General features: G+C 70.4%; 24 protein-coding genes, 1 pseudogene and 2 riboswitches. Of the genes and pseudogenes, 16 read left to right on the top strand and 9 right to left on the bottom strand.

The genetic code is table 11. From position 1 onward, the window contains the following. Positions 1 to 10: 10 nt before the first annotated feature. Together BEK98_RS34420 and glgX are read right to left on the bottom strand one after the other, a co-directional pair. Positions 11 to 517 carry a SigE family RNA polymerase sigma factor gene (locus BEK98_RS34420; RefSeq protein ID WP_094220645.1) on the bottom strand — a complete coding sequence of 169 codons (507 nt, stop codon included), beginning with the start codon at positions 515 to 517 and terminating at the stop codon, positions 11 to 13. Positions 518 to 639: 122 nt separating this feature from the next. Beyond that, positions 640 to 2886, bottom strand: coding sequence for a glycogen debranching protein GlgX (glgX, locus tag BEK98_RS34415; RefSeq protein WP_208643315.1), 2247 nt, complete (start codon positions 2884 to 2886; stop codon positions 640 to 642). A gap of 234 nt (positions 2887 to 3120) precedes the next feature. Between glgX and BEK98_RS34410 the strand changes: the two genes are divergently transcribed. From BEK98_RS34410 to BEK98_RS34380, 7 genes are all read left to right on the top strand, one after another. Next, entirely contained in the window at positions 3121 to 4356 is a 1236-nt protein-coding gene (locus BEK98_RS34410) for a L,D-transpeptidase (protein ID WP_244202103.1), read from the top strand. 157 nt (positions 4357 to 4513) lie between these two features. Beyond that, entirely contained in the window at positions 4514 to 5755 is a 1242-nt protein-coding gene (locus tag BEK98_RS34405; protein ID WP_167444324.1) for a L,D-transpeptidase, read from the top strand. An 80-nt stretch (positions 5756 to 5835) separates the two neighbouring features. Further along, positions 5836 to 6603 carry an enoyl-CoA hydratase/isomerase family protein gene (locus BEK98_RS34400; RefSeq protein ID WP_094220684.1) on the top strand — a complete coding sequence of 256 codons (768 nt, stop codon included), beginning with the start codon at positions 5836 to 5838 and terminating at the stop codon, positions 6601 to 6603. 194 nt (positions 6604 to 6797) lie between these two features. Next, positions 6798 to 7406 carry an ATP-binding protein gene (locus BEK98_RS34395; protein WP_208643314.1) on the top strand — a complete coding sequence of 203 codons (609 nt, stop codon included), beginning with the start codon at positions 6798 to 6800 and terminating at the stop codon, positions 7404 to 7406. A 238-nt stretch (positions 7407 to 7644) separates the two neighbouring features. Continuing rightward, entirely contained in the window at positions 7645 to 9177 is a 1533-nt protein-coding gene (locus BEK98_RS34390) for an outer membrane protein assembly factor BamB family protein (RefSeq protein ID WP_167444322.1), read from the top strand. A gap of 133 nt (positions 9178 to 9310) precedes the next feature. Further along, positions 9311 to 10117 carry a polysaccharide deacetylase family protein gene (locus BEK98_RS34385; RefSeq protein WP_094220643.1) on the top strand — a complete coding sequence of 269 codons (807 nt, stop codon included), beginning with the start codon at positions 9311 to 9313 and terminating at the stop codon, positions 10115 to 10117. Next, a complete protein-coding gene (locus BEK98_RS34380) occupies positions 10117 to 11304 on the top strand; it encodes a YncE family protein (RefSeq protein WP_094220642.1) in 1188 nt (395 codons plus the stop codon). The genes BEK98_RS34385 and BEK98_RS34380 overlap by 1 nt, the downstream gene beginning before the upstream one ends. Here BEK98_RS34380 and BEK98_RS34375 read toward each other — a convergent pair. Beyond that, complete coding sequence (locus tag BEK98_RS34375) at positions 11283 to 11930, bottom strand: GNAT family N-acetyltransferase (RefSeq protein WP_094220641.1); 648 nt, start codon at positions 11928 to 11930, stop codon at positions 11283 to 11285. The genes BEK98_RS34380 and BEK98_RS34375 overlap by 22 nt on opposite strands. A 46-nt stretch (positions 11931 to 11976) precedes the next feature. Between BEK98_RS34375 and BEK98_RS34370 the strand changes: the two genes are divergently transcribed. The 4 genes and pseudogenes from BEK98_RS34370 (at position 11977) to BEK98_RS34355 (ending at position 14614) form a co-directional block, all read left to right on the top strand. Then, the gene (locus BEK98_RS34370) at positions 11977 to 12888 is read left to right on the top strand and encodes a helix-turn-helix domain-containing protein (RefSeq protein ID WP_094220640.1); all 912 of its coding nucleotides are present in this window, start codon (positions 11977 to 11979) and stop codon (positions 12886 to 12888) included. Between the two features lie 59 nt (positions 12889 to 12947). Next, entirely contained in the window at positions 12948 to 13160 is a 213-nt protein-coding gene (locus tag BEK98_RS34365) for an EF-hand domain-containing protein (RefSeq protein WP_094220639.1), read from the top strand. 103 nt (positions 13161 to 13263) lie between these two features. Beyond that, positions 13264 to 13848: pseudogene (locus BEK98_RS34360) on the top strand (FadR/GntR family transcriptional regulator); the annotation flags it as partial. A 103-nt stretch (positions 13849 to 13951) separates the two neighbouring features. Beyond that, positions 13952 to 14614, top strand: coding sequence for an NADPH-dependent F420 reductase (locus tag BEK98_RS34355; RefSeq protein ID WP_094220637.1), 663 nt, complete (start codon positions 13952 to 13954; stop codon positions 14612 to 14614). Between the two features lie 8 nt (positions 14615 to 14622). Here BEK98_RS34355 and BEK98_RS34350 read toward each other — a convergent pair whose 3' ends face one another. The 6 genes from BEK98_RS34350 to gcvT form a co-directional block, all read right to left on the bottom strand. Next, positions 14623 to 15180, bottom strand: a complete 558-nt coding sequence (locus BEK98_RS34350; RefSeq protein ID WP_094220636.1) for a GH25 family lysozyme — start codon at positions 15178 to 15180, stop codon at positions 14623 to 14625. A gap of 106 nt (positions 15181 to 15286) precedes the next feature. Further along, a complete protein-coding gene (locus BEK98_RS34345; protein ID WP_208643312.1) occupies positions 15287 to 16318 on the bottom strand; it encodes a phosphatidylinositol-specific phospholipase C domain-containing protein in 1032 nt (343 codons plus the stop codon). A 122-nt stretch (positions 16319 to 16440) separates the two neighbouring features. Beyond that, on the bottom strand, positions 16441 to 17808 hold the full coding sequence (locus BEK98_RS34340; RefSeq protein ID WP_094220635.1) for an L-serine ammonia-lyase: 1368 nt from the start codon (positions 17806 to 17808) through the stop codon (positions 16441 to 16443). 83 nt (positions 17809 to 17891) lie between these two features. After that, complete coding sequence (gene glyA / locus BEK98_RS34335; protein ID WP_094220634.1) at positions 17892 to 19172, bottom strand: serine hydroxymethyltransferase; 1281 nt, start codon at positions 19170 to 19172, stop codon at positions 17892 to 17894. A 14-nt stretch (positions 19173 to 19186) separates the two neighbouring features. Then, positions 19187 to 19564, bottom strand: a complete 378-nt coding sequence (gene gcvH, locus BEK98_RS34330) for a glycine cleavage system protein GcvH (RefSeq protein WP_094220633.1) — start codon at positions 19562 to 19564, stop codon at positions 19187 to 19189. A gap of 116 nt (positions 19565 to 19680) precedes the next feature. Then, positions 19681 to 20799: a glycine cleavage system aminomethyltransferase GcvT gene (gene gcvT / locus BEK98_RS34325; protein WP_094220632.1), complete on the bottom strand. Its 1119-nt coding sequence runs from the start codon at positions 20797 to 20799 to the stop codon at positions 19681 to 19683. Between the two features lie 38 nt (positions 20800 to 20837). Then, positions 20838 to 20950: riboswitch (glycine riboswitch) on the bottom strand. Then, positions 20951 to 21051: riboswitch (glycine riboswitch) on the bottom strand. A gap of 178 nt (positions 21052 to 21229) precedes the next feature. Between gcvT and BEK98_RS34320 the strand changes: the two genes are divergently transcribed. The 5 genes from BEK98_RS34320 to BEK98_RS34300 all read left to right on the top strand — a co-directional run bounded on the left by BEK98_RS34320 (position 21230) and on the right by BEK98_RS34300 (position 26833). Beyond that, the gene (locus tag BEK98_RS34320; RefSeq protein ID WP_094220631.1) at positions 21230 to 21895 is read left to right on the top strand and encodes an AAA family ATPase; all 666 of its coding nucleotides are present in this window, start codon (positions 21230 to 21232) and stop codon (positions 21893 to 21895) included. A gap of 73 nt (positions 21896 to 21968) precedes the next feature. After that, on the top strand, positions 21969 to 22760 hold the full coding sequence (locus BEK98_RS34315; protein ID WP_094220630.1) for an enhanced serine sensitivity protein SseB: 792 nt from the start codon (positions 21969 to 21971) through the stop codon (positions 22758 to 22760). A gap of 155 nt (positions 22761 to 22915) precedes the next feature. Beyond that, positions 22916 to 23707, top strand: coding sequence for an enhanced serine sensitivity protein SseB C-terminal domain-containing protein (locus BEK98_RS34310; RefSeq protein WP_425276640.1), 792 nt, complete (start codon positions 22916 to 22918; stop codon positions 23705 to 23707). A gap of 351 nt (positions 23708 to 24058) precedes the next feature. Further along, positions 24059 to 25057 (top strand): ABC transporter permease, encoded by a 999-nt coding sequence (locus tag BEK98_RS34305; protein ID WP_094220628.1) that lies wholly within the window; start codon positions 24059 to 24061, stop codon positions 25055 to 25057. Positions 25058 to 25084: 27 nt separating this feature from the next. Further along, positions 25085 to 26833, top strand: coding sequence for an ABC transporter substrate-binding protein (locus tag BEK98_RS34300; protein WP_094220627.1), 1749 nt, complete (start codon positions 25085 to 25087; stop codon positions 26831 to 26833). Positions 26834 to 26906 lie beyond the last annotated feature (73 nt).

The following is a 26906-nucleotide window of genomic DNA, read 5'->3' as shown; positions in this document are numbered from 1 at the left end:
GCTTCTTTCCTCACCCCACCGGCTCGATGACGTCGGCCAGGAGCCGGCGCAGCCGGGCCACCCCGCGCGCGGCATGGGACCGGGCCGTGCCCACCGGGCAGCCCAGGGCCTCGGCGACCTGCCGGTCGGGCAGGTCCTGGTAGTAGCGCAGTACGACGGCGGCCCGCTGCTGCGGCGTCAGCTGGGCGAGCGCCGCCTCCAGCCGGGAGCGCTCGGCGACGGCCGCGGACATGTCGCCGGCCACCGCCACCTCGGGCAGCTCCTCGACGGGCCGCTCGCCCCACCAGCGCCGGCGGGCCGAGCGGGCCGCGGCCCGGGCCAGCACCTTGCGCACATACGCCTCCGGTGCCTCGTCGGCGACCTTCGGCCAGACGAACCACAGCTTGACCAAGGACTCCTGCAACAGGTCCTCGGCCCGATGCCGATCCCCTCCGGTGAGCAGACGGGCGAGATGGAACAACACCGACCAGCGGGCCGCCACGAACGCGTCGTACTCACCGGCGCGAGCCTGCTCCATTCCCACGGTCCCCGTTCTCGCCGGCTGTCTTCACAGGGGGAAAGGCTCTGGACCCCCTGCCGCGCTGCACTCGGCGAGCGTGATCCGCGTCACGCACAGCTGTCACACAGCGTCAGCCGGCCTCAGTTCACCCGCAGCAGCAGTACGGACCGCGCCGGCACCGTGATCTCCGTACCGGCCGGGTGGACCGTACCCGGCGCCTCGGCCTGCTCCTCGCGGGAGGTGTCGACCACGACCTCGTACCGCTGCGCCCAGGGCGCGCCCGGCAGCACGAAGCCGGTGGGCCGGTCGCCCGCGTGCAGGACCGTGAGGAAGCTGTCGTCCAGGACCGGCGCGCCCCGCTCGTCCCGGCCCGGGATGTCCCGACCGGACAGATACATGCCAAGCGTGGCGGCGGGTGCGTACCAGTCGCCCTCGGTCATCTCCTCGCCCCGGGAGGTGAACCAGGCCAGGTCGCGCAGTCCGTCCGCCGAGTGGGCGCGGCCGGAGAAGAAGGCGCGGCGGCGCAGCACCGGGTGCCGGTGGCGCAGGGCGATCAGCCGGGAGGTCAGGTCGAACAGGGGGCGCCAGGCCGGGTCGTCCAGCAGGGACCAGTCCAGCCAGCTGATCTCGTTGTCCTGGCAGTAGGCGTTGTTGTTGCCGCGCTGGGTGCGGCCGAGTTCGTCGCCGGCGACCAGCATGGGCACGCCGGTGGAGAGCAGCAGGGTCGTCAGGAGGTTCCTGAGCTGCCCGCGCCGCAGGGCCCGTACCCGCTCGTCGTCCGTCTCTCCCTCCGTCCCGCCGTTCCAGGAGCGGTTGTCGTTGGTGCCGTCCCGGTTGTTCTCGCCGTTCGCCTCGTTGTGCTTGGTCTGGTACGACACCAGGTCGCGCAGGGTGAAACCGTCGTGCGCGGTGACGAAGTTGACCGAGGCGTAGGGGCGGCGGCCGCCCCAGGCGTACAGGTCGCTGGAGCCGGACAGGCGGTACCCCATCTCCCGTACGTCGGGCAGCGCATGGCGCCAGAAGTCCCGTACGGCGTCGCGGTAGCGGTCGTTCCACTCCGTCCACAGCGGCGGGAAGGCGCCCACCTGGTAGCCGCCCGAGCCGATGTCCCAGGGCTCGGCGATGAGCTTCACCCGGCGCAGCACGGGGTCCTGGGCGATGACCGCCAGAAAGGGGGACAGCATGTCGACGTCGTGCATCGAGCGGGCGAGGGCCGCCGCCAGGTCGAAGCGGAAGCCGTCCACGCCCATCTCCGTCACCCAGTAGCGCAGCGAGTCCGTGATCAGGCGCAGCACCTGGGGCTGGACCACGTGCAGCGTGTTGCCGCAGCCGGTGTAGTCGGCGAACCTGCGGGCGTCGTCCTGGAGGCGGTAGTAGCCGCGGTTGTCGATGCCCTTCAGGGAGAGCGTGGGACCCAGCTCGCCCGCCTCGGCGGTGTGGTTGTAGACCACGTCGAGGATGACCTCGATGCCGGCCGCGTGCAGCGCGCGGACCATCCGCTTGAACTCGCCGACCTGCTGGCCCGTCGTACCGGAGGCCGCGTAGGCCGCGTGCGGGGCGAAGTAGCCGATGGAGTTGTAGCCCCAGTAGTTCCTCAGGCCGCGGCGCAGCAGGTGGTCCTCGTGGGCGAACTGGTGCACGGGGAGCAGCTCCACGGCCGTGACGCCCAGCCTCACCAGGTGCTCGATCGCGGCCGGGTGCGCCAGACCGGCGTACGTGCCGCGCAGGTCCTCGGGGATGCCGGGGTGCAGCTTGGTGAAGCCGCGCACGTGCAGCTCGTAGATCACCGAGTCCGCCCACGGCGTCTTGGGGCGGCGGTCGTCCTCCCAGTCGTCGTCATCGTCGACCACGACACCCTTGGGGACGTGCGGCGCCGAGTCCCGGTCGTCGCGCACGGTGTCGGCGACATGCTGCTCCGGCCAGTCCCGGACGTGCCCGTACACCTCGGGCGGCAGCCCGAACTCGCCGTCCACCGCCCGGGCGTACGGGTCCAGCAGCAGCTTGGCCGGGTTCCAGCGGGCGCCGGTCCAGGGGTCCCAGCGGCCGTCGACGCGGTAGCCGTAGCGCTGGCCCGGCATCACGCCCGGGACGAAGCCGTGCCAGATCTCGTGCGTCAGTTCGGTCAGCGGGACCTGCGTCTCCCTGCCCCGCTCGTCGAACAGGCACAGCCGGACCGCCTCCGCCCCGCCCGCCCACAGCGCGAAGTTGGTGCCCGCGACCCCGTCCGGACCGACCCGGAACCGGGCCCCCAGCGGGGTCGGCGCACCCGGCCACACGGGTGGGGAGGGCGGCACGGCCCGACGGGCGCCGTCCACCACGGCCGCCGGATGCCCGCTCTCGGCGGTCCGCCCCGCGGCCCGTGCCCGCTGCTCGGCTGCGCTCGTCACCAGTCGGCCCCTCTTTCAGTGGCTCGCCCCCGGGGCGCAGTCGGCCGCGCCGAAGGGCCGAGCGTGGCCCGGACCCTCCCGGATCCGGGCACGCTCGGCCGCCCGGTACGGCTGCGCCCCGGCGGCTCCGACGTGGCGCGGCGGCTCCCCTTCGCGTCGTCCTCCCCACTGTTCTGCCCAGCCCTGGGGTCGCACTCACGTTTCCCCGGAGCGGGCCCGGTCGTTGAGGCCCACGTGAGGCACGTACAAGGGCACGTACAAGGGCGCGCACGGCGCGCGGGGGCCGCGCTGGCCGCGGCAGTGACATGGGCGGGTCTGCTGGCCGGCTGCACCTCGGGCAGCCCCGGCGGACTGGACTTCGACCGGGTCCTCGGCAAACATCCGGCCCCCGAGGACGTCATCCGGGTCACCCCCGACGACGGCGGAACGGCCGTCAAACCCGGGGACCGGCTGCGGGTGCGGGTGCCCGACGGGCGCCTGGAGAAGGTGAAGGTCGTCAGATCCCAGGACGCGCAGGACTCCCCGGTCCCCGGGCACATCAGCGCCGACGGGCTCAGCTGGGAACCGGACGACAAACGGCTGGCGCTCGCCGCCAAGTACACCGTGGACGCGGTGGCGCTGGACGCCGACGGCAGTCGCTCGGCCCGGCACACCACCTTCACCACCCTCGTCCCCGGGGAGCGGTTCATCGGCTACGTCACCCCCGAGAACCGCTCCACCGTCGGCACCGGGATGATCGTCTCTCTCGCCTTCAGCCGGGACATCACCAACCGCGCCGCCGTCGAACGCGCCGTACGGGTCACCGCGAATCCGCCCGTGGAGATCCGCCCGCACTGGTTCGGCGACAACCGCCTGGACTTCCGCCCCGAGCGCTACTGGAAGCCCGGCACCGAGGTCACCGTCGACCTCGGCCTCAGGGACGTCGAAGGGGCGCCCGGCGCCTTCGGCCTGCAGGACAAGACGTTCACCTTCACCGTCGGCCGCAGCCAGGTCTCCCTGGTGGACGCGGCCGAGCACATGATGGAGGTGCGGCGCGACGGGCAGCTGCTGGCCACCGTGCCGATCACCGCGGGCGCCCCCAAGACCACCACCTACAACGGGAAGATGGTGGTGATGGAGATGCTCGAGGTCACCCGCATGAACAGCCGGACGGTCGGTTTCGGCGGCGAGTACGACATCCCCGACGTCCCGCACGCCATGAAACTCACCGACTCCGGCACCTTCCTGCACGGCAACTACTGGTCCCCGGACGCCCCCGGCCGGGTGAACGTCAGTCACGGCTGTGTGGGGCTGCGGGACGTCAAGGGCGGCGGTTCGGACACTCCGGCGGGCTGGTTCTTCGACCGCAGCCTGGTCGGAGACGTCATCGAGGTCGTCAACAGCAAGGACAAAACGGTCTCTCCCGACAACGGCCTCGGAGGGTGGAACATGGCCTGGAAGGAGTGGAAAGCGGGCAGCGCGGTCAAGTAACCAGATGAGGGGCGGGGTTTCGGGCGAGGACGGCCGGTTGAATTTGCGACTGAACGGTGACATTCACCTGACACCTCGCTCAAAACCCTGCGGTTAACATGCGCACACCAAGTGTGGTGGGGAGCGGGCCTGACCTGGCCCGGCGAGGGGAGAACAAGTGAACGTGCGGCCTGTGTCGGGGGCGTCGGTGGGGAGCCGGGGGAGAGGCCGTAAGGGGCTGGCGCTCATAGCCGGCGCCCTGCTCGTGACCCTCACCGCGTGCGGCGGCGGTGACTCGGGGTCCGGGTCCGGTTCCGGCGACGGAAAGGACAAGGACTCCAGCGCGCAGCAGGGCAAGCAGTCGACGGCCGCCGTCAGCATCTCGCCCAAGTCCGGTGCCACGGGCGTCGACACCAGCGACGCCCTGAAGGTGAACGTCAGCAAGGGCAAGCTGACCGAGGTCACCGTCAAGGACGCCAAGGGCACGAAGGTCGACGGCGCCATCGCCGCCGGCGGCGCCTCGTGGACGCCGTCGACGCATCTGGCCGGCGGCACCAAGTACACGGTGCACGCGGTCGCCAAGGACTCCGCGGGCCGCGAGGCCGCCGAGGACTCCAGCTTCACCACGCTCACCCCGAAGAACACCTTCGTCGGCTACTTCACCCCCGAGGACGGCTCCACCGTCGGTGTGGGCATGCCGTTCTCGGTCCGCTTCACCCGGGGCATCACCAACCCCGACGACGTCAAGAAGGCCATCAGCATCAAGACCGAGCCGGCCGTCGACGTCGAGGGCCACTGGTTCGGCAACGACCGCCTGGACTTCCGCCCCGAGAAGTACTGGAAGGCCGGCACGAAGGTCACCGTCGACCTCAACCTCGACGGCGTCGAGGGCCGCGACGGCGTCTACGGCGAGCAGCACAAGACGGTGAAGTTCACCATCGGCCGCGACCAGGTCTCCATCGTGGACGCCAAGAAGCACACGATGAAGGTCACCCAGGACGGCAAGGTCATCAAGACCATCCCGGTCACCACCGGCAAGCCCGGCTACGACACCTGGAACGGCCAGATGGTCATGAGCGAGAAGCTCACCGTGACCCGGATGAACGGCGAGACCGTCGGCTACGGCGGCGAGTACGACATCAAGGACGTCCCGCACGCCATCCGCCTCACCAACTCCGGCACCTTCATCCACGGCAACTACTGGGGCGGCGGCGCCTTCGGCAACTACAACGCCAGCCACGGCTGCGTGGGCCTGCGGGACGTGCGCGGCGGCTACAGCAAGTCCGTGCCTGCGGCCTGGTTCTTCAACCACTCCATCATCGGCGACGTGGTCGTCGTCAAGAACTCCCACGACCGCACGGTGGACCCGGCCAACGGCCTCAACGGCTGGAACATGAGCTGGGCCGACTGGAAGAAGTGAGCCCCCGCTGACGGACGGGCCCGGTGCTGTGACCTACGGCACCGGGCCCACCGTCGTTAATGGCCGTTAACCTGCTCCACATGACCGTCTCTCTCGAAGTCGCCGAAGGCGTCGGAACCCTGCGTCTGGACCGGCCGCCCATGAACGCGCTGGACATCGCCACGCAGGACCGGCTCAAGGAACTCGCCGAGGAGGCCACGCGCCGCGAGGACGTGCGCGCCGTGGTGATCTACGGCGGCGAGCGGGTGTTCGCGGCGGGCGCGGACATCAAGGAGATGCAGGACATGGACCACACCGCGATGGTCCTGCGCGCCCGCGCCCTGCAGGACTCCTTCACCGCCGTGGCCCGTATCCCCAAGCCCGTCGTCGCGGCCGTCACCGGGTACGCGCTCGGCGGCGGCTGCGAGCTGGCCCTGTGCGCGGACTACCGCATCGCCGCCGACAACGCCAAGCTCGGCCAGCCGGAGATCCTGCTCGGTCTCGTCCCGGGCGCGGGCGGCACCCAGCGCCTGCCCCGTCTGGTCGGACCCTCCAAGGCCAAGGACCTGATCTTCACGGGCCGGATGGTGAAGGCCGACGAGGCCCTCGCGATCGGCCTGGTGGACCGGGTCGTCCCGGCCGCCGAGGTCTACGAGCAGGCGCACGCCTGGGCCGCCAGGCTCGCCCAGGGGCCGGCCCTCGCGCTGCGTGCGGCGAAGGAGTCGATCGACACCGGTCTGGAGACCGACATCGACACCGGGCTCGCCGTCGAGCGGAACTGGTTCGCGGGTCTGTTCGCCACCGAGGACCGCGAACGGGGCATGCGCAGCTTCGTCGAGGAGGGGCCGGGCAAGGCGAAGTTCCTGTGACGTTCACCGGGGAACTCCCCCGGTGAACTTCCCCGACAGGGCTTGCAGTTGACGCGTTGTCTGATCCGGGTCCCTCGATGGGGCGGTTTATGGGAGCCTTAAGGCACCCTTAAACCTGCCTCGTCGAGGGAGTGCGTCGATTGCCCGGAAGTGAGCCGTCGCCGCAGGTCAGCCGGGCTGTTCCAAGATCGGACATGCCTTCGGCATATGCCGGGAGGCCGGAGCGCAGAGGGGGCGTACGGGGGGCGTATTCCTTCGGAACGGCCACGGAGGCGGCTCCGGACGGCCATCATGGGGGCATGGCGGGGCTGGAGGGTATCGAACAGCCGCGGGGACACAGCCGTGCGGCCGCGGCGCGCTGGTCGCCCGCGGTGGAGGACGAACAGGCGCTCAAGGCGCTCGAACTGTACGGCAACCCCACGGAAGCGGAAGTACCGCTGCCGTCCCGCCCGGAGTCCGCCGCCACCGCACGCCGGCTGGCCCAGGTCGTCGTACTGCGGCACTGGGGGCTGACCCCCAAGATGACCGAGGACGCGGTCTTACTCGTCTCCGAGCTCGTCGGCAACGCCGTACGGCACACCGGGGCCCGGGTCTTCGGCCTCCGGATGCGCCGCCGCCGCGGCTGGATCCGCGTCGAGGTCCGCGATCCCTCGCGCGGACTGCCCTGTCTGATGCCGGTTCAGGAACTGGACGTCAGCGGCCGCGGCCTGTTCCTGGTGGACAAGCTCTCCGACCGCTGGGGCGTCGACCTCCTGCCGCGCGGCAAGACCACCTGGTTCGAGATGCGGGTGGCCGACCGCTAGGCCCGGTGGCCGGGTCGAGCGGACCTGGCGGCTTGCTCCCTGCGAATGAATCCTCCGCCGCGCCCTCCCCGCGTGCGCCGTGCCGTGACTGTCAGTCACCACACTGGCCCTTGGCCGGATGCCGGCGTCCACGCGAGCGGAGACAAGGGCGGATCACATGGCGCGAGTCACTTCAGGAATGCACCGACGAGGAAGAGGAGCACGAGGCCTGCTGAGGCCGAGGTCCAAGGCGGCGGCGATGGCGGGTCTCCTGCTGCTCGGGATCGCCGGTCCGTCGCAGGCCGTCGAGTCCACCATCTCGGTGAACAACCTGCGCACCGGGTGGGACTCGCACGAGCCCAAGCTCTCGCCGTCCGTGGTGTCGTCGTCCGCCTTCGGACAGCGCTGGTCCACCCCGGTCAACGGCGTGGTGGCGGCCCAGCCACTGGTCACCGGCCAGAACGTGGTCGTCGCCACCCAGACCAACTACGTCTACGGCATCGACGCCGTGACCGGGAAGACCAACTGGACCCGCCAGCTCGGTCCGGGCTGGCCCACCTCGGCCGTCAACTGCAACTCCGGGACCACCGGGATCACCGCCACCCCGGTGTACGACGCGTCGTCCAACACGGTCTACGTCACCAGCAAGGTCAACGACGGTCCGGACGTGATGCACCCGCACTGGTACATCCACGCGTTGAGCGCTTCCACCGGCGCCGAGCGCGCGGGCTGGCCGGTGACCGTCAAGGGCACGCCGACCAACAGCCCAGGGCACCCGTTCAACCCGCTCACGGCGAATCAGCGCCCCGGCCTGCTGCTGCTGAACGGGTCGGTGTACGCCGGGTTCGCCTCGTACTGCGACCACGGCCCGTACGTCGGCCAGGTGGTCGGCGTGAACGTCACCAGCCGCAAGCTCACCCTGTGGTCCGCCGAGGCCGGTTCCGACAACAAGGAGGCCGGCATCTGGCAGAGCGGCGGCGGGCTGGTCTCGGACGGCTACGGGCGGATCTTCCTCGCCACCGGCAACGGCGCCGGAACGGGCGCCTCGCCGAGCGCCGGACCCGGCTACAAGCCCCCGGCCGGCCTCGGGGAGTCGGTGGTGCGGCTCGGCGTGAACAGCGACGGCAGCCTCTCGGCCAGGAACTTCTTCAGCCCGACCAACAACCAGACCCTGGACGCGCACGACACCGACCTCGGCTCGGGCGGTCCGGTCGCCCTGCCGAACAGCTTCGGCACCACCGCGCACCCGCGCCTGCTGGTGCAGGTCGGAAAGGACGGCCGCATCTTCCTGCTGGACCGGGACCATCTGGGCGGCATGGGCCAAGGGCCGAACGGCACGGACAACCCGGTGAGCGTGGCCGGACCGTTCCAGGGCATCTGGGGCCACCCCGGCGTCTGGGGCGGCGACGGCGGCTATGTGTACACGGTGGCCACCGACACCGGCACCGGCCGCTCGCCGCTTCGTGCGCTGAAGTACTCGGTGAACAGCGCCGGCACCCCGGTCCTGACCTATGTCGGCACCAGCGCCGAGAACTTCGGCTACGGCTCGTCCTCTCCCGTGATCACCTCCAACGGGACGACGCCCGGTTCCGCCCTGGTCTGGACCGTCAACAAATCCGAATCCGCCAGCGCGCTGCGGGTCTACGACCCGGTGCCGGTCCACGGCGTCCTGCAGCTGCGCCGCTCCTTCCCGATCGAGACGGCGTCCAAGTGGACGCCGCCCGCCACCGACGGCGGCCGGGTCTACGTGGCCACCAGGGACGGGCACCTGGTGGCCTTCGGCACCGCGTAGCACCGCTCCACGGACGTGCCCGACCCTCCTGTGGGCCGGGCACGCCCGTGTGCGCGGGATCCGGTGACGACGGCGACCCGAAATCGCCCCTCGATCGGACCAATCGGTGGTTTTCTTACCCAACGCCCCTTAAATGGTGCGGGTGACCACGACCAACCGACGCGGGGTGCTGCGCGCGGGCGCCGGGCTCGCCGCCGGGGGCGCGCTTGCCGCAGGGTGCGGTACCGGCCAGGACGCGCCGCCCCCCGCCGCGACCCCCGGGTCCGCCTCGCCCGCCCGCGCGTCCGGCCATCCTGCGGGCACGTCCCACACCGCCCCCGCCCCCCGCGCCTACGCCGGCCAACCCGCCCAGATCACCCACGGCCCGCGCACCCGCGCCCAGGTCGCCCTCACCTTCCACGGCCAGGGTGACCCCGACCTCGCCGAGTCCCTGCTCAGCACGGCCGAACAGCGCGGCGCGCGGCTCACCGTGCTCGCCGTCGGCACCTGGCTGGACCAGCACCCGGGCCTGGCCCGCCGCATCCTCGACGGCGGCCACGACCTCGGCAACCACACCCAACGGCACATCTCCGTCAACGCCCTGGCCGAGGCCGAGGCCCGCAAGGAGATCACCGACTGCGCGGACCGGCTGAAGCGGCTCACCGGGTCGATCGGCACCTGGTTCCGGCCCTCCCGCTCCCCGACCGCCTCCCCGCTGGTCACCCGGCTCGCCCGCGCGGCGGGCTACCCGCACGTGCTGTCGTACGACGTCGACTCGCTCGACTACACCCGCCCCGGCGCCGACGCCGTCACCCGCAAGGTTCTCGCCGAAGTGCGCAGCGGATCGGTGGTGAGCCTGCACTTCGGCTACCCGGACACGGTCGCCGCCCTCCCCGCCGTACTCCACGAACTCGACCGCCGCCACCTGCGCGCGGTCACCACCACGGAGCTGCTGAGCTGATGCGAACCACGAAAGCCGCCCGCCTCCTGGCCGCCGGAGCCGCCCTCACCGCGCTGGCGCTGCTGTCCGCGTGCAGCGGTGGCGCCCAGCACAAAGAGAACGAGGCCCTCGCCAGCAAGGCGCCTGCCCGGCCGCAGGTGAACAAGGAGCAGGTGAACGGGTTGCCCGGGATGCCCCCGGTGCTGGACCCGACCGACGTCTACGCGGCCGACCGGCCGAACCAGCTCTCGCCGGCGGTCCGGGACTTCCCCTCCCGGGTGTACGTCCCCAACACCAACTCCGACACCGTCACGGTCATCGACCCGAAGACCTACCGGATCATCGAGACCATCCCGGTCGGCCGGCAGCCCCAGCACGTGGTGCCGTCCTGGGACCTGAAGACCCTCTGGGTCAACAACGACCTAGGCAACAGCCTCACCCCCATCGACCCGAGGACCGGGAAGGCCGGCAAGCCGGTCGCCGTGCACGACCCGTACAACCTGTACTTCACGCCCGACGGCAAGTACGCGATCGTCATGGCCTCGATGGACCGTCAGCTCGTCTTCCGCGACGCACACACCATGAAGGTCGTGAAGGCCGTCCCGGTCAGCTGCTACGGCGTCAACCACGCCGACTACTCCCTCGACGGCCGCTACTTCATCGTCTCCTGCGAGTTCAGCGGCGAACTCCTCAAGGTCGACACCGCGCGGATGGAGGTCGTCGCCCACCAGAAGCTGCCGTTGCGCGGGGCGATGCCGCAGGACGTCAAGGTCTCCCCGGACGGCAGGCTGTTCTACATCGCCGACATGGTCGCCAACGGCATGTGGATCGTGAACGGCGACGCCTTCGACAAGCCGGAGTTCCTGCCCACCGGCAAGGGCGCCCACGGGCTGTACATCAGCCGGGACTCCCGGGAGATGTACATCTCCAACCGCGGCGAAGGCACCATCTCCGTCTTCGACTTCACCAAGAACCGGCTCACCAAGAAGTGGCACCTGCCCGGTGGCGGCAGCCCCGACATGGGCGGGGTCTCCGCCGACGGCAAGGTGCTCTGGCTCTCCGGCCGCTACAACTCCGAGGTGTACGCCATCGACACCGGCACCGGCACCGAACTGGCCCGCATCAGGGTCGGCAGCGGGCCGCACGGCCTCGCCGTCTACCCGCAGCCGGGCCGCTACTCGCTGGGTCACACCGGTATCTTCCGCTGAAGCAGCACCTCAGAGCCCACCGGACGGTACCCGGCCGCCTGGAACGCCCGCAGACTGCGGGCGTTCCCCGCCGACACCTGGGCCCACACCGGCTCGCCGGCCAGCTGCCGCGCCGCCGTCACCAGGGCCCGGCCCAGCCCCCGGTGCCGTACCGCGTCGTCCACCTCGACCGCCGCCTCCAGCCGGCCCGCCACCCCGCGCCCCAGCACCAGCACTCCGCCGTCCGCGGCCCACACCCGGACGTCGTCGCGCCGCAGGCGCGAGCTGACCACCCGCGGATGGGACGGGTCGGCGATCTCCCGCAGCGCGAGCGCCGGACGGCCCGGCAGCGGTGACCCGACGACCATCACGTCGATCGTGTCCGTACGGCGCCCCGTGCGGTCCATCAGCGCGGTCAGGAAGCGCGCGTTCATCGTGGCGGCCAGCGCGTCGCACTCCTCGGTGACCGCGCGCAGCGTCTCGTGCACCCAGTCCGGATCCTCGTCGGTGAACACGACCGAGTGGGCCGTGAAGGCCAGGACACCGGCGTCCCGGGGCGAGGGCTGGGGCACGACCGTCGTACCGCCGTCCGCCGGTGGGAAGACGCCCTGCGCCGCCGCGTCGAGAATGTCCCGCAAGGTCTCCACACCGCTCCTTGAGTCTCCACCGACTGGAAGGCCCAGACTCGCAGACGTGATCGACGACGGCACCGGACTTTTCACCATCGGCGAGCTGGCCCGGGCCACCGGCCTGACGGTTCGCACCATCCGCTACTGGTCCGACGAGGGCGTCCTGCCCCCGGTGGGCCGGTCCGCGGGCGGCTACCGGCTCTACGACGCCGCGTCCGTGGCCCGCCTGGAGCTGATCCGCACCCTGCGCGAGCTGGGGCTCGGCCTAGAGGACGTGCGCCGGGTGCTGACCGGCGAGCGGACCGTGGCCGAGGTCGCGGCCACCCATGTGGCGGCGCTGGACGCGCAGATCCGGTCACTGAAGGTGACGCGGGCGGTGCTGTCGAGCGTGGCACGACGAGGTTCGACCGCGGAGGAGATGACCTTGACGAACAAACTGGCCCGACTGTCGGCTGCCGAGCGGCAGCGGATCATGGAGGAGTTCGTGGCCGAGACGCTGCACGGCCTCGACACGATCGACCCGGACATCCGGGAGCGGATGCGGCGCACCGCCGTGGACCTGGCGGAGAACCCGACGCCGGAGCAGGTCGACGCCTGGGTGGAGCTGGCCGAGATGCTCCAGGACCCGGAGTTCCGGGCGCAGATGCGCCGGGCGGTCGAGTTCAACGCCGCCGACCGGGGGCCCGACGCGCCGCGCGGGCAGTCCCTGTGGTTCGCCAGGCGGCTGGTGGAGCTGGTGGGCCCGGCGCGGGAGCGCGGCATCGCCCCGGCGGCGCCCGAGGCCGAGGAGGTGCTGCGGGACCTGTTCGGCGACGCGGACCGGACCGCCGTGCTGGACCGTATGACGGCGGGCTTCAACGAGCGGGTCGCCCGCTACCGCGAACTGCTCGCCGTCGTGAACCGGCAGCCCGCACCTCCGCACGCCGAGGACTTCGCGTGGGTGGTCGCCGCACTCCGTGTTCGAGCGGGCCGTTAATCTGACCTGCGTCAGTACGCCAGCACGGCATGAGAAACACGAGCAAAAGGGGCGGATCGGTGGCGGACATCGAGGAAGCACGCAAGCAGTTCCAGCGGATCGACGCGGACGGTGACGGATTCATCACCGCGGCGGAGTTCGCGCACGCCCTGGCGCAGGGGGGCGACTGGAACGTCACCGAGTCGGTCGCCGAGGCCATCATCAAGCAGCGCGACCTCAACGGCGACAAGGTCCTGTCGTTCGACGAGTTCTGGGCCCACCTGAACAAGTGACCGTGACCGAGGGGGTGCCCGTCCGTGCGGAGGGGCACCCCCTTCGTCATGCGGTGCGCGCGACGACCGTCATCGCGGCGTCGCCCGGTTCACCGCGGACAGCGCGAAGGAGCTGGGCGTGGGCCGCTCCACGGTCCGCGAGGCCCTGCGCGCGCTGGCCGGCGCCGGGCTCGTCCAGCCGCGCCACGGCTCCGGTGTCTTCGTCCTCGCGACCGAACCCGTCGAGGACTGGCCCACGCGGCTGCGCCGGGCCGCCGTGACGGACGTCTACGAGGTCCGCATGGGCGTCGAGGTACAGGCCGCCGCACTCGCGGCCGAGCGCCGCACCGCGGAGGACGTCACCACCCTGACCGCCGCGCTGGAGGGCCGCCGCACGGCCTCGGCGGCGGGCGACGCGGCCTTCGTCGACGTGGACATCGCCCTGCACGCGGCGGTGGTCACGGCCGCGCACAACCCACTCCTGACCGCCCTGTTCGAGGAGTTCATCCCCTCCCTGCGAGCCGGCCTCATCGACCTCCTCGCCCTGACCGGCCTGCGCGCACACGACCCGAACACCGGCGACGACACCCACGACGCCCTCGTCCGAGCGGTCGTGGCGGGCGACGCGCGGGCTGCCGCCGAGGCACTGCGCGAGGAGCTGGGGCGGACGCTGGATCTGCTGCGTGCGGGGCGGGAGGCGGGGGAGTAGGGCGCGGGCAGCCACGTCTGCCGCAGTGTCCGGAATAGTCCCGGGGCCCCTGAGGTTGTCGCCGATGAATCATGCACATGCATCGATCATCGGAAGGTCAGTCATGAAGATCGGCATCATCGGCGCGGGCAACATCGGCGGCAACCTGACCCGGCGGCTCACCGCCCTCGGCCACGACGTGTCCGTGGCCAACTCCCGAGGCCCCGAGACGCTGAAGGAGCTGGCCGAGGAGACCGGCGCGACCCCGGTCCCGGCGACGGAGGCCGCGAAGGGCGCCCAGGTCGTCGTGGTCACCGTCCCCCTGAACAGGGTCCCCGACCTCCCCTCCGGCCTGCTGGACGGCGCGGCCGAGGGCGTCGCCGTGATCGACACCAACAACTACTACCCGCAGCAGCGCGACGGCCGGATCGCCGGCATCGAGGACGAGGGCCTGACCGAGAGCCGCTGGACCGAACGGCACCTCGGACACCCCGTGATCAAGGCCTTCAACGGCACCTACGCCCAGGACATCCTGGACCGCCCCCGCCCGGCCGGCGACCCCGAGCGGCTGGCCCTGCCGGTGGCCGGCGACGACCAGGCCGCCAAGCGGGTCGTCCGCGACCTCATCGACGAACTGGGCTTCGACACGATCGACGCGGGCGGCCTCGACGACTCCTGGCGCCAGCAGCCGGGCACCCCGGTGTACGGCCTGCAAGCGGGCCTGGAGGCCGTACAGAAGGCCCTGGCGGAGGCCTCCCCGGAGCGGCCGGCGGACTTCCGCGGCTGACTCCGGCCTCAGTCCCCCGCGGCCCACTCCCGCAGCGCGTCCCGGTCCGCGAACGCGGCCACGTCCTTGTCGTGCGGCTCACTGCTGTACTGGTGGATGCGCCACTTGGCCTTGATGCGGGGGTGGCCCGCGCTCACGTAGTCGGCGATCCACAGGCCGTCGCCGGCGTAGGAGGTGACGTCCACGTTGAGCCAGTACTCCCGGTTGGCGTAGAGCAACACCTTGTTGTGGGGCCGGAGTTCCTTCACCGTCCGGATGAACAGGTCCTTCTCCGCGTTGCTGGCGTGCGTGCCGTCGCTGGTCGTCTCCCAGTCGACGGCGAGCAGGTCGCCCGCCTTCTCCGGGGCGTGCTCGACGAAGTACTCGGCCTGGGCGGTGACGTGGCCCGGCCACAGGAAGTGGTAGAAGCCGACGACGAGTCCCGCGTCGCGGCCGTGCTTGGTCTGGGCCGTGAGTCTCGGGTTGACGTACGAACGCCCCTCCGTCGCCTTGATGAAGACGAAGGAGAGGCCGTCCGTGTCGTACGACGACGACTGGAACGCGCTGACGTCGATGCCATGCAGCATGAGGGGGGACTCCCTTGGGTGTCAGTGGGGTGACAGGAGTTGACGCTTGTACACCCCACCTTGACACGGGAGTTCGGCCGCTGCACCCGAAATGTCGGCCGCGATGTCAGCCCCGCGTCGCCACCGACCCCAGTACCGACGCCGACTTGGCCGACCAGTCCGAGGTGATGATGCTCGCGTGGTCCTTGGCCAGCAGGGCCAGCCGGGCGGCGACCTCGGCGTCCGTGGGGTTGGTGGAGGAGATCGCCGGGGACACGCCGTACGCGTCCGTCATGATCAGGATGTAGTGGTTCGTCGAGTAGAAGGACGTGTCGTAGCCGCTGTTCACGTACGTCGCCGCGTCACCGTCGAAGAACACGAACCAGGGGCGGATCGAGGCGTCGTAACGGCTGGTGCGCGGGTCGCCGTTCGCGGCGCCGAGCACGGCCGGGAAGGCCTGCGCCTCGCCGATCCTCCCCGCCGCGTACAGGTCGCGCAGGTGGTCGCCGTACTCCTCGTCCGTCCAGTACGAGTCGAGGGGGTTGCTCTCCTCGACCGTGCCGGGGATCAGCTCGAAGACGAACTTGCCCTTGAGCGCGTCACGGGTGGGCCAGGCGTTCGCCTTCGCGGCGGCGTCCAGCGAGGAGTACGAACCGCCCAGCAGGTCGGACGGCTTGTAGACGCTGCTGCCCAGCTTCTTCGACACCAGGGTGTCGAACTCGTCGGGGCCGAGCCCGGCGTCGTTGTTGAAGCCGGCCTTCATCTCGACCTTGACGACGATCGGGGCGTGGTCCGGGTGGAGCTGGTTCCAGGCCGCCATGTTGTCCAGGCAGCTGCCGAGGTCCTGGTTGCGGTCCTTGCTGTACAGCTCGCTCGGCTCGTCCGCGTACTCGCAGTTGTTGTCGTTGGCCAGCGGCTTGTCGTGGCTCACCCGCCACCGCCTGCTGACACTGTCCGCGTACACGTCCAGCTCCAGCAGCGAGGCCCCCGAGTCCAACGCCTGCGCCCAGTACGTGTACTTGCCCTTCTCGTACGCGTTGTGCGTGCCGATCGTCGTCGTCTCGGAGAACTTCGGCGACGCCGCCCGGGCGTTGCCCGGTATCGCCACCAGCATCGCCGCCGCGCCCACGAGCGCCGCCATCCGCCCCAGAACCCGCATGGGTCAATTTCCCTTCGCTGTCGCCGAGTTGGCGGCAGCGTAGGAGAAAGCGGTTACTGTGCGGTAGACCCGGGGGGAACATCAGCCTCCGGATGCAGTGCGTACGGCGGCGTCCAGCCGTCTCAGCACTCGATGATGTTCACAGCCAGCCCGCCCCGAGCCGTCTCCTTGTACTTCACGCTCATGTCCGCGCCCGTGTCCTTCATGGTCTTGATGACCTTGTCCAGGGACACCTTGTGCGAGCCGTCGCCGCGCATGGCCATGCGTGCGGCCGTGACGGCCTTCACCGCGGCCATGCCGTTGCGCTCGATGCAGGGGATCTGGACCAGGCCGCCGACCGGGTCGCAGGTGAGGCCGAGGTTGTGCTCCATGCCGATCTCGGCCGCGTTCTCGACCTGCTCGGGGGAACCGCCGAGCACCTCCGCGAGGGCGCCGGCCGCCATCGAGCAGGCCGAGCCGACCTCGCCCTGGCAGCCGACCTCGGCGCCGGAGATGGAAGCGTTCTCCTTGAACAGCATGCCGATGGCGCCGGCCGCGAGCAGGAAGCGGACCACGCCGTCCTCGTCGGCGCCGGGGATGAAGTTGATGTAGTAGTGGAGGACGGCCGGGATGATGCCGGCGGCGCCGTTCGTGGGCGCCGTGACCACGCGGCCGCCGGCCGCGTTCTCCTCGTTCACCGCCATCGCGTAGAGGGTGATCCACTCCATCGCGTGCGCCAGCGAGTCGCCCTCGGCGCGCAGCTGGCGGGCCGTGACGGCCGCCCTGCGCTTCACCTTCAGGCCGCCCGGCAGGATGCCCTCACGGGACATGCCGCGCGACACGCACGCCTGCATGACCCGCCAGATCTCCAGCAGGCCCGCCCGGATCTCGTCCTCGGTGCGCCAGGCGCGCTCGTTCTCCAGCATGAGCGAGGAGATCGACAGGCCCGTCTCCTTCGTCAGGCGGAGCAGCTCGTCGCCGGTGCGGAAGGGGTACTTCAGGACCGTGTCGTCCAGCATGATGCGGTCCGCGCCGACCGCGTCCTCGTCCACGACGAAGCCGCCGCCGACCGAGTAGTACGTCTTGGAGACCAGTTCCGTGCCCGCGGCGTCGTACGCCCACAGCGTCATGCCGTTGGCGTGGTACGGGAGCGCCTTGCGGCGGTGCAGGATCAGGTCGTCGTCGTAGGAGAAGGGGATCTCGTGCTCGCCGAGGAGCGAGATCCGGCCCGCCTCCTTGATCGCCTCCACCCGCTCGTCCGCCGTCTCCACGTCCACCGTGCGCGGCGAGGCGCCCTCCAGGCCGAGCAGCACCGCCTTGGGCGTGCCGTGGCCGTGGCCGGTCGCGCCGAGGGAGCCGTACAGCTCGGAGCGTATGGACGCGACGGATTCCAGCACCCCTTCGTTGCGCAGGCGCAGCGCGAACATGCGCGCCGCGCGCATCGGGCCGACCGTGTGGGAGCTGGACGGGCCGATGCCGATCGAGAACAGGTCGAAGACCGAGATGGCCACGGGGAACTCCTCAATGCGGGGGTGGTGCGGGGGGAGGGTGCCCCACTCACCTTCCAGTGTGTGGGGCACCTCTCGAAAAGGAACTACTTGTTCAGACCGGGGTACAGCGGGTGCTTGTCGGCCAGGGCCTTGACCCGGGCCTTCAGGCCTTCCGCGTCGGCCTCCCCGAAGGGAGAGGGCGCCTTGAGTGCCTCGGCGATCACGTCCGCGACCTCGGCGAAGTCCTCGGCCGTGAAGCCGCGGGTCGCCAGGGCGGGCGTGCCGATCCGCAGGCCCGAGGTGACCATCGGGGGACGCGGGTCGTTCGGGACGGCGTTGCGGTTGACCGTGATGCCGACCTCGTGGAGACGGTCCTCGGCCTGCTGGCCGTCCAGCTCGGACTCGCGCAGGTCGACCAGGATCAGGTGCACGTCCGTGCCGCCGGAGAGCACGTTCACGCCGGCCTCGCGGGCGTCGGCCGAGGTCAGCCGCTCGGCGAGGATGCGCGCACCCTCCACCGTACGGCGCTGGCGCTCCTTGAAGTCCTCCGAGGCGGCGACCTTGAAGGAGACCGCCTTGGCCGCGATCACGTGCTCCAGGGGGCCGCCCTGGAAGCCCGGGAAGACGGACGAGTTCAGCTTCTTCGCGAAGTCCTTCTTCGCGAGGATGATGCCGCCGCGCGGTCCGCCCAGCGTCTTGTGGGTGGTGGAGGTGACGACGTCCGCGTACTCCACCGGGTTCGGGTGCAGACCCGCGGCGACCAGGCCCGCGAAGTGCGCCATGTCGACCCACAGGTACGCCTCGACCTCGTCGGCGATCCGGCGGAACTCGGCGAAGTCCAGCTGACGCGGGTACGCCGACCAGCCCGCGATGATCACCTTCGGGCGGTGCTCCTTGGCCAGGCGCTCGACCTCGGCCATGTCGACCAGGCCGGTCTCGACGTCCACGTGGTAAGCGACCACGTTGAACTGCTTGCCGGAGAAGTTCAGCCGCATCCCGTGGGTCAGGTGGCCGCCGTGCGCCAGGTCCAGGCCGAGGATGGTGTCCCCGGGCTGGGCCAGCGCGAACAGCGCCGCCTGGTTCGCGGAGGCGCCGGAGTGGGGCTGCACGTTGGCATACTCGGCGCCGAACAGCTCCTTGATCCGGTCGATGGCGATCTGCTCGGCGACGTCGACGTGCTCGCAGCCGCCGTAGTAGCGGCGGCCCGGGTAGCCCTCGGCGTACTTGTTGGTCAGGACCGAGCCCTGGGCCTCCATCACCGCGAGCGGCGCGAAGTTCTCGGAGGCGATCATCTCCAGGGTCGACTGCTGGCGGTTCAGCTCGGCGTCGACCGCGGCGGCGATCTCCGGGTCCAGCTCGTGCAGGGACGTGTTCAGGACAGTCATACGGCTACGACTCCTCAGCCGGCGGTGAAAGCGGTGTACTCGTCGGCGGAGAGCAGGTCGGCCGGCTCGTCCGTGATGCGTACCTTGAACAGCCAGCCGCCCTCGAAGGGGGCCGAGTTCACCAGCGACGGGTCGTCGACGACGTCCTGGTTGACGGCGGTGATCTCACCGGTCACGGGGGCGTACAGGTCACTGACCGACTTGGTCGACTCCAGTTCGCCGCAGGACTCGCCCGCGGTCACGGTGTCACCGACCTCCGGGAGCTGGACGAAGACGACATCGCCGAGCGCGTTGGCCGCGTGCTCCGTGATGCCGACCGTCGAGACGCCGTCCTCGGCGCCCGACAGCCACTCGTGCTCCTTGCTGTAGCGCAGCTGCTGGGGGTTGCTCATGGCCTGAATTCTCCTGTACGCGCGGGAGTGCTGATGAATGGGGGACTACTGGAACTGCTGGTGAGCAGGGGAAGTGTGCGCAGGGTCACGTACTCGGTACGGACCGCGCCCAGTGTCTACTTCTGGCGCTTGTAGAACGGCAGCGCCACGACCTCGTACGGCTCGTGGCTGCCCCGGATGTCCACGCCGACGCCCTCGGTGCCCGGCGCCGCGTGTGCCGCGTCGACGTACGCCATGGCGATCGGCTTGCCCAGGGTGGGGGAGGGGGCGCCGGAGGTGACCTCGCCGATCACCTCGCCGCCCGCGACGACGGCGTACCCGGCGCGCGGCACCCGGCGGCCCTCGGCGATCAGGCCGACGAGCACCCGCGGCGGGTTCGCCTCGGCCTTGGCGGCGGCCTCGGTGAGCGCCTCGCGGCCCACGAAGTCGCCCTCCTTCTCGAACTTCACCACCCGGCCCAGCCCGGCGTCGAACGGGGTCAGCGACGTGGTCAGCTCGTGCCCGTACAGCGGCATGCCCGCCTCCAGGCGCAGGGTGTCCCGGCAGGACAGGCCGCAGGGCACCAGGCCGACGCCCTCGCCGGCCTTGGTCAGCGCCTGCCACAGCTCCACGGCGTGCTCGGGCTTCACGAACAGCTCGAAGCCGTCCTCGCCGGTGTAGCCGGTGCGGGCGATCAGGGCGGGGACACCGGCGACCGTGCCGGGCAGGCCCGCGTAGTACTTCAGGCCGTCCAGGTCGGCGTCGGTGAGGGACTTCAGGATGCCGGGGGACTCGGGGCCCTGGACCGCGATCAGCGCGTACGCGTCACGGTCGTCGCGCACCTCGGCGTCGAAGCCCGCGGCACGCTCGGTCAGCGCGTCCAGCACCACCTGGGCGTTGGAGGCGTTGGCGACCACCATGTACTCGGTCTCGGCGAGCCGGTAGACGATCAGGTCGTCCAGGATGCCGCCGTCGGCCTGGCAGATCATGGTGTAGCGGGCGCGGCCGACGCCGACGGAGGCGATGTTGCCGACCAGGGCGAAGTTCAGGAGGGCGGCCGCCTCGGGGCCGGTCACGGTGATCTCGCCCATGTGGGAGAGGTCGAAGAGGCCGGCCTTCGTGCGCACCGCGAGGTGCTCGTCGCGCTCGGAGCCGTAGCGCAGGGGCATGTCCCAGCCGGCGAAGTCGGTCATCGTCGCACCGAGCGAGCGATGGAGTGCGTCCAGCGCGGTGTGACGGAGTTCTGTACTGCTCATCGGGCGGTCGTCTCCCAGGGCATGACGGGCGAGGTCGTTCCTCCCCATCTGTCATCGGAACCTGAGAGGTTCGCCGAGACCGCCACAGGGACGATCACGGCTTGCACCTTGGGTGGAGCCACTGACACAGCGGCCCGCTTTTCAGATGTGCCTCGCCCGCGCGGTAACGGGGCCTGAGAGATTCAAGGGAGGGACTTGCTCCTTCGGCGCCCCAGCGAAGGCTGCTGCTGGGGACTCTCCCGCGCGGATTCAAACGGCCGGTATGCAGTTGGCGGGCACATCATTGCACGCCGCACCCTCACCCGTCAGGGCCGCATCTGTAACCGACCTGTGGCAGTACGCGCACCGAACCACTGGACACGGCGCATTACCTTCTCTTTACATTCGATGGGCAAGAGATGACCGAGGCCCACAGGGGAGGACGATCACGGTGAACAGGACCACTGCCTACGCCGCCACCGGCATCGCGGTGCCGAAGCAGCCCTCCGCCCCGGCCCGCGAGCGCTGCGCCGACCGCCCGGCCCCGGTCGTGCGCGACCTGCGCGAGCGCGGCGGGCGCAGTCCGCACGCCCTGCTCTTCGGGCCCACCGACCTGGTGGTGATCACCGGCCTGCCCGGCAGCGGCAAGTCCACCCTGATGCGGCGCGCGGTCCCCGGCCACCGCATCGACTCCCAGGACACCCGCGACCGCTGGGACGCCCGCGCGCCCCGCTTCCTCCCCTACGCCCTCTACCGCCCCCTGGTCCGCCTCGCCCACTTCGCCGGACTGCGCCGCGCCCTGCGCACCGGCGAGGGAGTCGTGGTGCACGACTGCGGCACCCAGCCCTGGGTGCGCGCCTGGCTCGCCCGCGAGGCCCGCCGCCGCGGCGGCACCCTGCACCTGCTCCTCCTCGACGTCACCCCCGGCACCGCCCGCGAGGGCCAGCGCGAGCGCGGCCGCGGCGTGTCCCGCTACGCCTTCGGCCGCCACCGCCGTACGACCGCCCGGCTGCTGCGCGCGGTGGAGCACGGCGAGCTGCCCGCCGGCTGCGGCTCGGCGGTGCTGCTGGACCGGGACGCGGCGGACGTCCTGCACCGCATAGCCTTCCCGGGCTGATCGGCCCGGCCCCTGTCACAGGCACCCGCTAGCCTTCTGATCCACAGCATGGTTCCCAGCAGGCGGTAGACAGATGGACTTCCCGGCGGACATTCCCGCGGACTTCCCGGCACAGGCGCACCCCCACCCGCACGGCGGTTGGCCCGGCAACGAGCTGGAGGAGGTGCTCTCGGCCTCCCTCGGCATACCCTCCGCGGGCGGCCGGATCATCGAGGTGCTGGGCCGGAGCTTCTTCTGGATCCCGCTGCCGAGCGGCGGCGGCCCGCAGAGCGGTCCGCTGGACCTGCCCACGATGGACATCGAGGGCCAGGTGTTCGTCCCGGTCTTCAGCTCCGAGGAACAGCTCCACCAGGCGACCGGCTCCCATATGTCGTACACCATCGCCCCGGCGGTGGAGTTCGCCCGCGGCCTGCCCCCGCAGGTCGGCATCGCCGTCAACCCCGGCGGCGTGGTCGGCATACCGCTCCCGCCCGAGGCGGTGGCCGACCTGTGCCGCGCGGGCCGCACCCCACTGGACGGCCCCAACTCCGGCGGCCGGGTCCGCCTCTTCGAGCCCGACTGGCAGGACGACCCGGTCGACTTCCTGGCCGCTGCCTCCGCCGAGTTCGCCGCGACCGGCGTGGTCCTCACCGCCCGCCGCTGCCTCGCCGCCGTAGAGACGGCCGAGCCCGTGATGTTCGTCGGCGTGGAACTCTCCCAGTGGGAAGGCGACCTGCGCGCCCTGCCCCTGGAGGCCCTCGGCAAGGCCCTCGGCAAAGTCCCGGTCAAGTGGCCGGTCAACCTGGTCCTCCTCGACGTGGCCGAGGACCCGGTAGGCGACTGGCTGAAGACAAACGTGCGCCCCTTCTATCAGTACGGGCACTAGAAGCCGACGCGGGGCGCGACAAGCCACCACGCACCCGCACCCGCGACCGAACCCAAGGCCCCGACCCAGTGGGCGCTTAAGCTGTCTCCACACGCGGGCCACTTCAAAGAAGGGCAAGACAGGTGAGCGCGAGCCCAAGCGGCAGCGTCGAGCACATGCTGCGCCAGGTCACCCCCGGGCGCTACGACGCCTACGAGGCACTGCTGCGCGCCCTCGCCACCCCCTCCTCCGGCCAGATCTGGATGCTGCTGTGGCACGGCCAGGCCGGCTCGCCCGACGCCCAGTACGGAAACATGGAGGTCGACGGCTTCAGCTACGCCCCCTGTGTGACCTCCGCCCAGGAGCTCTCGGCGAGCGGCTGGAACCGCTCCTATGAAGTGGTCGACGGCCTGGACGTGGCCCGCACCCTCTACCCCGACCACTTCGGCCTCTGGCTCAACCCGCACGCCCCGGGCGGCGGCGTCGGCATCCCCTGGCTGGATCTGCGCCGCATCGCCACCGGCCTGGACCGCCAGCCCGCCGGCCCGCTGCGCCTGTCCGAACCCGGCATCGAGATCCCGCAGTTCTACGCCCTGCTCGCGCAGAACGCCCACCGCACCCCGGCCCTGCGCTCGCTGCGCCGCGCCTGGGTGCAGCCCGCGCTCGGGGCGCCGTACCTCGCCATCGGCCTGGACGTGTACGACACCTCGCCGGCCGCGGTGGACTCGGTGCGGGCGATGATGCAGCAGTCGGTCGGCGCGGTCCCGGACGGGCTGCCGGTGTCGACGGTCGCGATGACCGACGACTACGACCCGGTCGTGATGTGGATGCGGGCCGGCGCCCGCCCGTTCTACGACCGCGAGGCCCACGCGGCCCCGCCCCCGCCCCAGCCGCAGTTGCAGGCCCCGCCCACCGGCTCCCCGGCCGCCGGCTACGGCTACCCGCCTCCGGTGCACGGCGGCTACTGATCAACGGGCCCGCGCGGGCCTGTTCGTGGACCGGGTTGCAGAATTTACCGTCTCTGCACACTTCTGCGCGCGTAGAAGAGCGCCGATCCCTCCGAACCGCGCAAAATCGTCGTTCTGTCCCAAGTGTCCGTTGTCCGGTGGCCGTTACCCACTGATCGGATAACGGAATCCCCAGGACAGCATCACGGTTGCGCATACTTTCTCCGCCAACTCTGGCGGGTGATCGCGGCCACGCTGAAGACTCCGGATTCAGACACGAGGTCGAGGCCATGTGTCTGAGTGCAAGTCGACAAAGCCGCAAACCGCGGCAGGCGCAGGCCGGTCACCACCGGCGAGAGGGGTCGGGTCACTGTGACCGCACCGATCGAGACCACCGGAGCTGAGGCCGAGACCCCGCCCGAGGCTGTGCTCGCCGGGGTCAAGAAAGCCCAGATCGAAGGGCGTTCACTTTCACAGATCGCCTGGACCCGGTTCAAACGGGACAAGCTGGCCGTGGCGGGCGGCGTCGTCGTCATCCTGCTCGTGCTGATGGCGGTGCTCGCGAAGCCGATCGAGTGGGCTTTCGGGCTGGACCCCAACCAGTTCCACCAGGACCTCATCGATCCGGCTCTGCTGGCCCCCAAGGGCAGCTGGGGCGGTATGAGTTGGGCCCACCCGCTGGGCGTGGAGCCGCAGTACGGCCGTGACATGCTCGCCCGCATCATCGAGGGCTCCTGGGTCTCGCTGCTGGTCGCCGGGGGCGCCACCCTGCTGTCCGTGATCATCGGTACCGTGCTCGGCGTCGTCGCCGGCTACTACGGCGGCTGGGTCGACAGCGTCATCAGCCGGCTGATGGACACCTTCCTGGCGTTCCCGCTGCTGCTGTTCGCCATCGCCATCTCGGCCTCTGTGCAGGACGGTTTCTTCGGGTTCAACGGGCTGTCGCTGCGTATCGGCGTGCTGATCTTCGTGATCGGCTTCTTCAGCTGGCCGTACATCGGCCGTATCGTGCGCGCCCAGACGATGAGCCTCGCGCGGCGCGAGTTCGTGGAGGCCGCCACCAGCCTGGGCGCCCGCGGCCCGTACATCCTGTTCCGCGAACTGCTCCCCAATCTCGTCGCGCCGATCCTCGTCTACTCGACGCTGATCATCCCGACGAACATCCTCTTCGAGGCCGCGCTGAGCTTCCTCGGAGTCGGTATCGCGCCGCCGCAGGCTTCTTGGGGCGGAATGCTCAGCAACGCTGTGGATCTCTACACCGCAGATCCGCAGTTCATGTTCGTGCCCGGACTGGCGATCTTCATCACCGTCCTGGCATTCAACCTGCTGGGTGACGGGCTGCGTGACGCGCTCGACCCTCGCAGCAAGTGATCCAACGATCGAGGGGGCATTCCTCACGTGAAGACGAGAAGGGTTACCGCCGCCGTGGCGACGGTCCTGGCGGTCTCGCTCGGCGCTGCCGCGTGCGGCGGCGGTAAAGACAGCAACGACAACAACGGTGGTGGCGCCGGCAAGAAGGACGCGGCGCTGAACTCCATCGTCAACGCGTCGAGCAAGAAGGGGGGGACGGTCAACCTTGAGGACTCCGACGTTCCGGACTCCCTGGACCCGGGCAACACGTACTACGGCTTCGTGCAGAACTTCTCGCGTCTGTACGCCCGTACGCTGGTCACGTTCAAGCCGGCTGCCGGCAAGGACGGCCTGACCGTCGTCCCCGACCTCGCCGACTCCCTCGGCAAGGCCAGCAAGGACGCCAAGACCTGGACGTACCACCTGCGTTCGGGCCTGAAGTTCGACGACGGCACGCCGATCACGTCAAAGGACGTCAAGTACGCGGTCGAGCGCTCCAACTTCGCGCCGGAGGCCCTGTCCAACGGTCCCACGTACTTCAAGGCGTACCTGAAGGGCGGCGACAAGTACAAGGGCCCGTACAAGGACAAGAAGGGTATCGACTCGATCGAGACCCCGGACGACCAGACGATCGTCTTCCACCTGGCCAAGCCGTTCGCCGACTTCGACTACCTGGCGACCTTCTCCCAGACGGCCCCCGTGCCGCAGGCGAAGGACGACGGCGCGAAGTACGTCCAGCACATCGTGTCCTCCGGCCCCTACAAGTTCGCCTCGTACGAGGAGGGCGCCAGCGCCTCCCTCGTCCGCAACCCGAACTGGGACCCGAAGACGGACCCGATCCGCAAGGCGCTGCCGGACAAGATCAACGTCAAGTTCAAGGTCAACCCGGTCACGGTCGACAACGACCTGCTCGCCGACAAGATCACGGCCGACATCGCCGGCGCCGGTGTGCAGCCGCAGACGCAGCCGAAGATCCTGAACGGCAAGTACGCCCCGCAGACGGACAACTCGTACGCGGGTGCCACGGGTTACATGGCGCTGAACGTGCACGTCGCCCCGTTCGACAACGTCCACTGCCGCAAGGCCGTCCAGTGGGCTGTCGACAAGCAGTCGGCGGTCGACGCCATGGGTGGTGCGCCCAAGGGTGACGTGGCCACGACGCTGCTGCCGCCGTCGGTCAACGGCTACACCAAGTTCGACAACTACGCCACGCCGGGCCACAAGGGTGACGCGGCCAAGGCCAAGGACGAGCTGAAGCAGTGCGGCAAGCCGAACGGCTTCTCCACCACGCTGACCGCCCGCTCCGACCGTCCCGCCGAGGTGGCGGCCGCCACGGCCATCCAGAACTCGCTGAAGGCCGTCGGCATCAACGCCGACATCAAGCAGTTCCCCTCCGGCAAGTACTTCTCCAACTTCGTCGGTGTCCCGAGCTACGTCCACCAGCACAAGCTCGGCATGATGATGATGGCGTGGGGCGCCGACTGGCCGACCGGCTACGGCTTCCTGGACCAGATCGTCGACGGTTCGGCCATCAAGCCCTCGGGCGGCAACAACCTGATGGAGCTGAACGACCCGAAGATCAACAAGGCCCTGGCCGACGCGATCTCCAACACCGACTCCGCGGCCCGCACCAAGGCCTGGGGTGACATCGACAAGATGGTGCTGGACAACGCCTCGGTCGTCCCGATCATCTACCGCAAGAACCTGCTGATCAGGCCTACGTCCGCGACCAACGTCACGGTCACGCAGGCGTACCTCGGCATGTACGACTACACGCTGCTGGGCTCCTCCAAGTAACAGCAGGCCGGATACCCCTGAAAGGCAGGTGAAGGCACCGGGCGGCCGGGACGGACACACTCCGTCCCGGCCC

This window comes from Streptomyces diastatochromogenes (assembly GCF_002242805.1).
Taxonomy (GTDB): Bacteria; Actinomycetota; Actinomycetes; order Streptomycetales; family Streptomycetaceae; genus Streptomyces; species Streptomyces diastatochromogenes.
The sequence above is the reverse complement of the archived record's forward strand: the minus strand, read 5'-3'. Positions and strand labels throughout refer to the sequence as shown.

What these genes read in the sequence shown, in the direction of transcription:
- BEK98_RS34420 (WP_094220645.1), bottom strand. Translation starts at nt 517, where the DNA reads ATGGAGCAGGCTCGCGCCGGTGAGTACGACGCGTTCGTGGCGGCCCGC.
- BEK98_RS34345 (WP_208643312.1), bottom strand. Translation starts at nt 16,318, where the DNA reads ATGCGGGTTCTGGGGCGGATGGCGGCGCTCGTGGGCGCGGCGGCGATG.
- BEK98_RS34355 (WP_094220637.1), top strand. Translation starts at nt 13,952, where the DNA reads ATGAAGATCGGCATCATCGGCGCGGGCAACATCGGCGGCAACCTGACC.
- BEK98_RS34315 (WP_094220630.1), top strand. Translation starts at nt 21,969, where the DNA reads ATGGACTTCCCGGCGGACATTCCCGCGGACTTCCCGGCACAGGCGCAC.
- gcvT (WP_094220632.1), bottom strand. Translation starts at nt 20,799, where the DNA reads ATGAGCAGTACAGAACTCCGTCACACCGCGCTGGACGCACTCCATCGC.
- BEK98_RS34350 (WP_094220636.1), bottom strand. Translation starts at nt 15,180, where the DNA reads ATGCTGCATGGCATCGACGTCAGCGCGTTCCAGTCGTCGTCGTACGAC.
- BEK98_RS34385 (WP_094220643.1), top strand. Translation starts at nt 9,311, where the DNA reads ATGGTGCGGGTGACCACGACCAACCGACGCGGGGTGCTGCGCGCGGGC.
- BEK98_RS34395 (WP_208643314.1), top strand. Translation starts at nt 6,798, where the DNA reads ATGCCTTCGGCATATGCCGGGAGGCCGGAGCGCAGAGGGGGCGTACGG.
- BEK98_RS34390 (WP_167444322.1), top strand. Translation starts at nt 7,645, where the DNA reads ATGGCGGGTCTCCTGCTGCTCGGGATCGCCGGTCCGTCGCAGGCCGTC.
- BEK98_RS34310 (WP_425276640.1), top strand. Translation starts at nt 22,916, where the DNA reads ATGCTGCGCCAGGTCACCCCCGGGCGCTACGACGCCTACGAGGCACTG.
- glyA (WP_094220634.1), bottom strand. Translation starts at nt 19,172, where the DNA reads ATGACTGTCCTGAACACGTCCCTGCACGAGCTGGACCCGGAGATCGCC.
- gcvH (WP_094220633.1), bottom strand. Translation starts at nt 19,564, where the DNA reads ATGAGCAACCCCCAGCAGCTGCGCTACAGCAAGGAGCACGAGTGGCTG.
- BEK98_RS34380 (WP_094220642.1), top strand. Translation starts at nt 10,117, where the DNA reads ATGCGAACCACGAAAGCCGCCCGCCTCCTGGCCGCCGGAGCCGCCCTC.
- BEK98_RS34400 (WP_094220684.1), top strand. Translation starts at nt 5,836, where the DNA reads ATGACCGTCTCTCTCGAAGTCGCCGAAGGCGTCGGAACCCTGCGTCTG.